Origin of the sequence: Streptomyces sp. NPDC059037 (genome assembly GCF_042740015.1) — a bacterium.
Taxonomy (GTDB): Bacteria; Actinomycetota; Actinomycetes; order Streptomycetales; family Streptomycetaceae; genus Streptomyces.
Map to the genome: position 1 here is coordinate 1 of NZ_JBHYIG010000205.1, position 8,669 is coordinate 8,669.

Annotated in this window: 10 protein-coding genes; 2 read left to right on the forward strand and 8 right to left on the reverse strand. The window is 72.0% G+C overall.

What is annotated here, in order from left to right; genetic code table 11:
- From ACFWY6_RS32230 to ACFWY6_RS32255, 6 genes are all read right to left on the reverse strand, one after another.
- Positions 1 to 401, reverse strand: a 401-nt coding sequence (locus tag ACFWY6_RS32230; RefSeq protein ID WP_384697906.1) for a phage tail protein, incomplete at its 3' end; no start/stop codon positions are given.
- A 1-nt stretch (position 402) separates the two neighbouring features.
- Positions 403 to 2,400 carry a phage tail sheath family protein gene (locus tag ACFWY6_RS32235; protein ID WP_384697909.1) on the reverse strand — a complete coding sequence of 666 codons (1,998 nt, stop codon included), beginning with the start codon at positions 2,398 to 2,400 and terminating at the stop codon, positions 403 to 405.
- Positions 2,401 to 2,467: 67 nt separating this feature from the next.
- Entirely contained in the window at positions 2,468 to 3,229 is a 762-nt protein-coding gene (locus ACFWY6_RS32240) for a hypothetical protein (protein WP_384697912.1), read from the reverse strand.
- Positions 3,223 to 4,593: a DUF4157 domain-containing protein gene (locus ACFWY6_RS32245; RefSeq protein ID WP_384697915.1), complete on the reverse strand. Its 1,371-nt coding sequence runs from the start codon at positions 4,591 to 4,593 to the stop codon at positions 3,223 to 3,225. The genes ACFWY6_RS32240 and ACFWY6_RS32245 overlap by 7 nt, the downstream gene beginning before the upstream one ends.
- A 158-nt stretch (positions 4,594 to 4,751) precedes the next feature.
- Positions 4,752 to 5,501: a BTAD domain-containing putative transcriptional regulator gene (locus tag ACFWY6_RS32250; RefSeq protein ID WP_384697917.1), complete on the reverse strand. Its 750-nt coding sequence runs from the start codon at positions 5,499 to 5,501 to the stop codon at positions 4,752 to 4,754.
- A 98-nt stretch (positions 5,502 to 5,599) separates the two neighbouring features.
- A complete protein-coding gene (locus ACFWY6_RS32255) occupies positions 5,600 to 5,803 on the reverse strand; it encodes a hypothetical protein (protein WP_384697920.1) in 204 nt (67 codons plus the stop codon).
- Positions 5,804 to 5,893: 90 nt separating this feature from the next.
- Here ACFWY6_RS32255 and ACFWY6_RS32260 point away from each other — a divergent pair, with 90 nt between their 5' ends.
- The gene (locus ACFWY6_RS32260) at positions 5,894 to 6,763 is read left to right on the forward strand and encodes a hypothetical protein (protein ID WP_384697923.1); all 870 of its coding nucleotides are present in this window, start codon (positions 5,894 to 5,896) and stop codon (positions 6,761 to 6,763) included.
- Between the two features lie 133 nt (positions 6,764 to 6,896).
- The gene (locus ACFWY6_RS32265; RefSeq protein WP_384697926.1) at positions 6,897 to 7,310 is read left to right on the forward strand and encodes an SSI family serine proteinase inhibitor; all 414 of its coding nucleotides are present in this window, start codon (positions 6,897 to 6,899) and stop codon (positions 7,308 to 7,310) included.
- A gap of 43 nt (positions 7,311 to 7,353) precedes the next feature.
- Here ACFWY6_RS32265 and ACFWY6_RS32270 read toward each other — a convergent pair whose 3' ends face one another.
- Entirely contained in the window at positions 7,354 to 7,515 is a 162-nt protein-coding gene (locus tag ACFWY6_RS32270; RefSeq protein WP_167828718.1) for a hypothetical protein, read from the reverse strand.
- An 85-nt stretch (positions 7,516 to 7,600) separates the two neighbouring features.
- Positions 7,601 to 8,557 (reverse strand): cytochrome c oxidase assembly protein, encoded by a 957-nt coding sequence (locus ACFWY6_RS32275; RefSeq protein WP_384697930.1) that lies wholly within the window; start codon positions 8,555 to 8,557, stop codon positions 7,601 to 7,603.
- Positions 8,558 to 8,669 lie beyond the last annotated feature (112 nt).

An 8,669-nucleotide genomic window follows, 5' to 3' on the forward strand; every position in this document is an offset into this window, starting at 1 on the left:
AGCTGGGGGAGCGCCGTGTACTCCGAGACCCAGCACCGGTTGAGCTTGTACGAAAGGACCTTCTGCTGGGCTTCGTTGTAGAGGTCGACCACGACATCCTTGCGGAAGTCCTTGAGCGACATCGGGCTGCCGGTGGCGTGCACCTTGTTCGCCCAGGCCTCGAACTCCCGGTCAAGGGTCACCCCGCGCTCCAGGGTCACGTCGTCGTAGCTGGTCACCCCGGGGCTCTTGCGCTGCCGAGCCGGATCGGAGCCGTCCCGGTGGGCGACCACCGTGGTCTTGCGGCTCAGCGGGCCCATCTTGGACAGTCCTGCCACCGTGCGCCCGTCCCACAGCACACGGAACATGAAGCTCTTGTAGGGGTCGAAGCGGTCGACGCCGCCGACCTTGAAGGGCGCCACGTCATGCCTCCAGTCGCGAGATCTGAGTGATCGTCACGATCACGAACTCCGCGGGCTTCAGCGGTGCGAACCCGACGACGACATTGACCCGGCCCAGATCGATCTCCGACTGCGGATTGACGGTCTCGTCGCAGGTCACGAAGAAGCTGTCGCCCTCGGCACGGCTCGTACTCTGCTGGAACGCCCCCTGCTCGAAGAGCGTGCGCAGGAAGGACGTCACCGTGAGCCTCAACTGGGTCCACAGATCGGGGTCGTTGGGCTCGAACACCGCGAACTGCGTGCCCAGATAGAGCGATCCCGCGATGAAGTCCGTCAGCCGCCGCACCGGTACGTACTTGAAGTCCGAGCTCTGGGTGTCGGCCCCCTTGAGCGTCCGCGCGCCCCACACCACGGCCCCCGCCCCCGGGAACGTACGCAGCACATTGACGCCTCGCGGGTTCAGTACGCCGGACAGCGCGTCGTCGGTGGGCACGTCGAGCCCGGCGATGCCCGCGAGGGGCCCGTCCGCGAGTCCTGCGGGTGCCTTCCACACCCCGCGTCCCGCATCCGTGCGGGCCATCACCCCGGCGACCGCCCCGCACGGCGGCAGGCTCAGCGTCACCGGGAGGCCGCCGGGCCCGGTGTCGACCATGGTGACGCGCGGATAGTAGAGCGCCGCGTGCTCACCGAGCGCGGGCAGTCCGCCGAGGCCGGGTGCCGGGCTCACCGGCCAGCCCCGGGGTGTGTCGACGATCAGGAAGGCCCGCTCGCGCGTGCAGTGCGCCATCGCCTCGGTCAGCTTCTGGTTGTTCACCAGCGTCGTGGGCTTCGTCAGGTCGGACGCGGGCAGGTCGGGCAGGCAGAGTAGGTTGAACCGGGGGAATTCGAGGGTGCCGAAGGCGTAGATGCCGCCGACGCCGGACGACGGGACGACGCTGTCGGCGGAGAACGCGCCGTTCTCGCCGCCGGCGAATCCGATCGGCCCCGATGTGGTCTCGTCGGGCCGGATGCCGGCCGCACCGGACAGCTCGATGCCGCCCCAGGCCCGGCCCAGGCCGAGTGTCTGCGACGCGTCGTTCTGCGCCGCGGGCAGCACGGTGACGCAGCGGTCGGCCCCGCCTCCCGCGGCGGTCGTGGTGAGCTCGAACCGGGTGTCGGGCGTGGGGATGTTCGTCTTCGACGTGAGCTGAAGGCCGGCGGCCTGGGCGGCGGCGTCGATCGCGTTGCGCACCTCGGTCTTGGTGCGGTCGGCGGGCGCCGCGAAGGGCAGCACCAGATCGACCGCGGGGCCGTGGTCGACCGAGACCCGCAGGGTCGCGTTGGCCGCCCCGAGCCTGACCGTCGAGGCACCGATGTCGATGCCGCGCGACACGGCCTGGTCGGTGGTGTTCTGCGCGCCGGACGCGAGCGCGGTCGTGACGAGCGCGGAGTCGGCGAGCACCCGTGGCGCGAAGCGCGGATGGGCCGTGGCCATCGAGAGCCCGGTGTACGCCTCCTCGGCGAGCACGGCCGATTCGCCGGTACGCGGGTCGGGGCCCCGCAGCCGCACGGTGATCCCGAACTGGTCCTGCGGATTGTCGGACGTGCCGTAGGCGACGACCGCCTCCATGCCGGTGCCGCCGAGCTTGTTGGCCCACGATCCCGCTCCGCGCGCGGTCAGCACGACCCGTGCGGGCGGCGGGCTGCCGGTGCCGCCGAGCAGCGTCACGGAGGCGGCGGGCGCGGGGCTGACCGTGTTGCCCACGGTGACCGTGCCGACGACCCGCACCACCACGGCCTGCGAACCGCCGTTGGCGAAGAACATCTGCACCGCGTGCCCCATGGGCCGCGCCTCGTCCCAGGGCGTCCCGAAGGTGCGTACGTACTGCGCGAGTGAGCCGACCGGCACCGGCACGTTCACCGGCCCCCGGCGGGCCTGCCCCACGAAGGCCGCAACCGATGTGGCGACACCGGCGATCGAGTGTGCGCCGGAGGGGACCTCCTGAACATAGACACCTGGATACGAAGTCTGCACAGGCATCGCGTGTCCTCCTTCACGACTCCACGACCGGGACCGCTCAGCTTCGCCGCCGCCCGTCACGCGTCCGTCACCGCGGGCCCGCGGGCAACACGATTCCGGCCCCCCGGTCGAGCGAGCGCACCCGGAAGCGACGCCCGCCGCGCCGCTGCCCGAACCCCTTGACCCGGTAGGGGAACCGGGACTCCGTCCACAGGCAGGCCGCCCCGCCGGGCGAGAACGACAGCGCGGACACGGCACCGAAGCGGAACCCGCGCACGGGGTGCTGGCGGTAGGGAAAGGTGACGTCGAACTCCAGCACGCGACGCCCCGTCACCGCGTACCAGGCGGGGCGGAGCGCGGCGACGGCGGGAAGCCGTCCCTCCGTTATCTCGGCGGCGCGCTCCCCGCCGAGGACGAGCACCGCGAGGCGGCGGTACACCGACTCGTACACGACGAGATCCCCGCTCAGCCAGGCCAGCGAGGTGGAGATGTGCGGCGGCGGATCGGCGCCCATGGTCCGCCAGCCCGACCGGTCCCACAGCCGTAGCTCGACCGCGTCGCGGGTGCTCTGCGGCAGGGCGGTCACCAGAAGCCGGCCATCCTCCGGCGCCGCGGCGAGCGCGCCGATCCGCCCTCCGGGGCGCGGCACGGGCTCGGGTGCCAGCCCCGGCAGGGCGATGCGGACGAGGTGTGCGGCGCCGGGCCCGGCCGCCGCCCACAGCCTCCCCGACACGTCCTGGGCGAGATGCACCGCCGCCGGTGCGCCGGGGCGCACGGCCAGCGGACGCCCCCGGTCTCCGACGCCCGCGTAAAGCTGCCAGCCCGCGGCCGTACTGAAGAAGCTCAGCACGTGGGTCCCGGCGGGCAGTCCTTCTTGCCGCCACGGTAGGGCGCGGGGGCATCGTCCCAGCCGACGCAGGTGCCGAGCGCCTTCGGCTTGGGATCCATTCCGGCACAGCAGGCACGGGCCAGCGTCCCGGCGAACGTATTGCTGTTGGGGCCCGTGAGCTTGTAGTGGCTGGGGTTGTTGTACGCGCGGAACGCGGCGGCCATGCACTCGGGGACGGAGGTGACGCCGGCCTTCGGCTCACAGGTCAGACAGGTGGGCGTCTTTCCGCAAGGATCAGGGGAGTTGTCCCACTTCTGGCCCGAGGTGCCGGTGAGCGGGTTGTCCAGGGTGCCCTGCGGACACATCGGGCTGATGATCGCGTAGTTGAAGGGCGGCGCGTCGATATAGGCATGGTTGCCGAAGGGCCCGATCTGCAGCGGCCGCGCACACACCCGCACCCCACCGCTGCCCTTCACGGGCACGATCGTCGGCGGCCGCGGCGCCACCAGCGGAGCCGCCTCACTCTCGGCGCTCGCCGGCGGCACATCCTCCCAACCAGCGCTAGCCCCGCCCCCACCGGACTCACCGCCTCCGCCGACGCCGGGCTCGGACATCCCGTCGGACAGGCGGCGCAGCACCTGCTCGGCGGCTTGTTCCGCCGGGCTCTGGGCGCCGGCCTGGGGTGCGTCGTCCCAACTCGCCCTGGCCCCACCGGACTCACCGCCTCCGCCGACGCCGGGCTCGGACATCCCGTCCGACAGGCGCCGCAGCACGTGTTCGGTGGCCTGTTCCGCCGGGCTCTGGGCGTCGGCCTGGGGTGCTTCGTCCCAACTCGCTGTCGCTCCACCGGACTTGCCGCCCCCGTGGATGCCGGTCTCGGGCATCCCGTCCGACAGGCGGCGCAGCACCTGCTCGGCGGCCTGCTTCGCCGGGCTCTGGGCGCCGGCCTGGGGTGCGTCGTCCCAACTCGCCCTCGCCCCGCCGGACTTGTCACCGCCGCCGACGCCGACCTCGGACATCCCGTCCGACACGCGGCGCAGCACCCGCTCGGCGCCCGCGTCGGCCGCGCGCTCCTCGGGGTCGGCGGGATCGCCGACCCGCATCGGCCGCACCGGGCCCGCGCCCCCGCCGGAGCCCCGCTGCTGCAGTACATGCGTCAGCTCATGGGCCAGCACGCGCGCGCCCGCGGGCTCCTCGGGCCGGTAGCCGCCCGCGCCGAAGACGACATGCTCGCCCACCGTGTACGCCGTGGCATCGAGTTCGCTCGCCGTGGCGGCGGCGAGCGGACCCGTGTGCACCCGCACCGAGCCGAACCCCGCGCCGAAGCCCCGCTCCATCGTCCGGCGGACCCCCGGCCCCAGTGGCGTGCCCGGCTGCGTAAGCACCTGATGCACCCCGGCGGGCACCGGGGGCGCGGCGCCTGCCCCGCCGCTGCGCCGCACCTTGTCCCGATCGCAGCCCTGCGGCGGGCAGGTGTGACCACCGCAGCGCCGCACTACAGAGGGCGCGTACGTATTCATCGCTCCAGACCAGCAGGGGCGCGTCACCGCCGCGTCACGTCGTGGTGCAGCAGGGCGACGAGGCCCGGCGCGGGCCGCACACCGAGCTCCCGGTCCAGGAGCCGGGCGTACGCGTCCAGGCTGCGCCGCCCCTCGATCCAGTTGCCCTCGGCCAGATGCGCCTCGATCAGTACGCGCTGTGCGCTCTCCCTCAGCGGCTCGGCGCAGACCGCCGCCATCGCGGCCTCCACGGATTCCGCGTGCAGCCCCCGGTGGGCCAGCTGCCTGCTCTGTGCCTCAAGGGCGTGCAGCAGCCGCTGCCGGACGCGCTCGCGCTCGATCAGCGCCCAGTCCTCGTACCAGCCCGGCAGCAGGTCGAGTGCCTCCACGTCACGCGGCACCATCCGCAGCTCGGCACTGGACGCGGTCCCTTCGATGACCCGGGTGGCCCACCGGCTGATCGCATCGACGTCGAGCACCACATCGGCCCGCAAGCAGAGGCCGTCCTTGTCGGTGTCGAGCAGCGGCACGCCCATCTGCCGCAGCCGCCACAGCGCGGAGCGCAGATTGCCGCCCGCCCGAGCCTCGTCGTTGACCGGCCACAGCGATCCGGCGGCGGACATCCGTTCCACGCGGGCGCGGCGCAGCGCGACGAAGACGAGCAGGCGTTTGCCGCTCCGAGGCACCTCCATGCGGCGTGCGCCGACGCTGACGAACGGTTCCCCGAGGAGGTGCAGGACGGGGAGCGGGTGGAGAGGGTCCCCCGCGATGACTGCCTGAGGGAAGTCGGGCACGGTCACGCACCCCCTAGAACGGCCGGCCGCGGCGCGACGGGGGACGGATTCGTCACCGGCCGGTCACCGGGCGCTGAGTGCCGGTGTACCAGGGTGTCTCAGGACTCCGGCTCCCCGGCGAGAAAGGCGAGCAAGAACTCCCGCACGGTCTGTACGGCGGTCTCGGCATCTGCCGTAGAGGTGCGCACGGCCGCCGTGTCGCGCTCGACGTCCGCGTACGTCCGCACCGTGATCAGCACGCCACGGCTCTGCACCTCCACCCGCACCAGACAGACGCCGGCCCTGGGCTGCTCGGGAAGCATGAGCGCAGCCTGCCAGGCCGCCGTCACCGTGGCGTTGGGCCGGGCGGCGACGGTGACGCCGCGGTGATGCGACGCCGCTCGACTGACCGTATGAACGTGTACGCCAGGTCCGCCGCGGCGGCGCACCGCCACCCCGTCCCGGCCGCCCCCGTCGCGGCGCGATCATCGGGGGTACCCGCCCGGTCGTCATCGGCGCGGGACGAACGCCCGCCCCTGACGCACGAACTCCATCAGGTACTGCGACGGCAGGGCCGAGGGGACCGCGGCGCGGAAGAGGGCCGCGAGGAGAACCGCGCGGAGGAGACAAGGCGGGACCAGCGCGACGACACGCGCCGAGGCCGCCCGGAGGGCGGAACCTCGCGGCGCCGCGGTCTGGGCGGCGACCTGGAATCCGACTGGGCCGGTCTGGCCATACTCCGGCGTTACCTCGGCGGAGAAGGCGCCTGGCACATCAGGGACGTACCGGAGTGGACCCGGTACATGAAGCGCAGCGCGCTGCTGCGCGGCCAGCTGCGCCCCAAGATCGCCGCCTTCGCCCGCGCCCTGGAGAGGTCGGGGCAGGAGGCGCCGGTGCCGGTCGCGATGAAATTCCACGCCGAGCTGGAGAACGGCGAGGGCATCATCGGCTACCAGTACCTGCATGGCACGAACGCGGAGGTGGGGGACTTCACCGTCGACGGCACGGCCGAGGCCCGCCACGAATACGGGCAGTCCCATGCCGGCCGCGAGGCGAGCGTGCAGCCGGGCACGCTGGTCAGGATGCGACTGCGGTACCGGTGGAACGACATCATCGACCCGAACCCGCAATACGGGACGGACCGGATCAAGAGCATCCTGGCCGAGATCATCACGCTGGGGGAGGCATCGGAGTACGACATCTCGATCTCCTGGGAGGACGAGTGCACGGTGTGGATGCCGGACGGGGGCGGCGTGATCATCTTCGGGTACCCGAGTGACTGACCGGCGGCCCATCCGGACCACGCACCGCACCCGTACGGGTGACCGCCCGGCGCGTCCCTTTGGTCAGCGCCGGTGACGGAGGTGCCCTGGCCTCTCTCCGGCGCCGCAGCGCGCCCCCGTCCCAGGAGGTCCCATGAGGTCCCGCCCCACGTCCCGCCTGCGCCCCCTCACCACGACCGCCGCCGCGCTGATCGCGCTCTCCGCGGCGGCCCCCGCGCAGGCCGTCGAGCTGCCCCCTCAAGACCGAGGAGGCCTCTTCCTGACCGTCTCGGGGGCCGAGCACACCTGGATCCGCGGCGTGCTGCTGACCTGCGAACCCGAGCCGTCGGGCCGTCATCCGCAGGCGGCGAAGGCCTGCGCGGCGATCGAGAAGGCGGGCGGCGACTTCGCCGCGCTGCCGGCGGAGTCGGGGATCTGCACCAAGCAGTACGCACCGGTCACCGTCAGCGCGAGCGGCACATACCGCGGGCGCCCGGTCGGCTGGCACAAGACGTACGACAACGCCTGCACGATGACGTACTCGACGGGCGACGTCTTCCGCTTCTGACGCCGCCCGCCCCGCACGCCCCGCAGCTGTCGCGCGGCGCCCCTCAGGGGGTGCTGCGCGACAGCACCATCGCCAAGGTCAGCATCCCGATCACGACCCAGCCGAACCACAGCCAGCCGTTGCTCCCGAGCGCCACGCTGTAGGCCGTCACCGCGACCAGACCGCCGATGGTGAACACGCCCATCGTCTTCGTCGAACCAGGCATAGCCCTGCCTCCTCCCGGCAGCCCCGGCGCCTCGACGCCAAGACCGCGGCCTGAGACCATCCTGACCCGCGAAGACCCTTCGCCGCTAGCGCCCGCGCGCGGCCAGTGATGCCAGATAGGCGTTGTACGCCTCCAGCTCCTTGTCACCGTCACGGTCCGCGGCCCGGTCCGTACGCCGTGCCTGGCGCTGTTCGGAGCGGTACCACTGGAAGAGCAGCGCGAGCAGCACAAGCACCGAAGGCACCTCGCTGAACGCCCAGGCGATGCCGCCCGCGGCGCTCTGATCGGACAGTGCGTCGATGCCGAGGGAGGCGGGCGGGTTCTTGTAGGTGCCGATCATCGGCTCGGACGCCATCATCAGCGCGATGCCGAAGAACGCGTGGAAGGGCATGCCCGCGAAGAGCTCCAGCATCCGCATGATGTAGCCGGGCCGGTGCGGCCCCGGGTCGACGCCCATGATCGGCCAGAAGAAGACCAGGCCGACCGCGAGGAAGTGCACCATCATCCCGATATGGCCCGCCTTGGAGCCCATCAGGGTGTCGAAGAGCGGCGTGAAGTACAGCGCGTACAGGCTCGCGATGAACAGCGGGATGGTGAACGCGGGGTGCGTGATGATCCGCATGTACCGGCTGTGCAGCACCCAAAGGAGCCACTCGCGCGGGCCCTTGCGGCCCTTGCCCGCGACCGGAAGGGCACGCAGGGCGAGGGTGATCGGGGCACCAAGGAGGAGCAGGATCGGCGAGAGCATGCTGATGATCATGTGCTGCACCATGTGCACGCTGAACATGACCATGCCGTAGTCGTTCAGCTTGGTGCACATCACCAGCAGGACGGTCAGCACGCCCGCCACGAAGGACACCGTGCGGCCCACCGGCCACTTGTCGCCGCGCCGCACAAGACGTGCCACACCCCAGCCGTAGAGGGCCAGGGCCACCAGGCTGCCGATGAGGAAAAAGGGGTCGGCCGAGAGTTCAAGACCCCGCCCCAGCGTGAACGGCGGCAGGTCCATGTCCATGTCCATGCCGTGCCCGCTGTGATCCATCCAATGGCTCCTGATTCGTGCGGTTGTGCGCTGTGTGTCCGCACCAGACTAGAACGGCCCCCCCCCCCCCCGTGTGGGCGGGGGCGGGGGACAAGACCCTCCGGGGACCCCC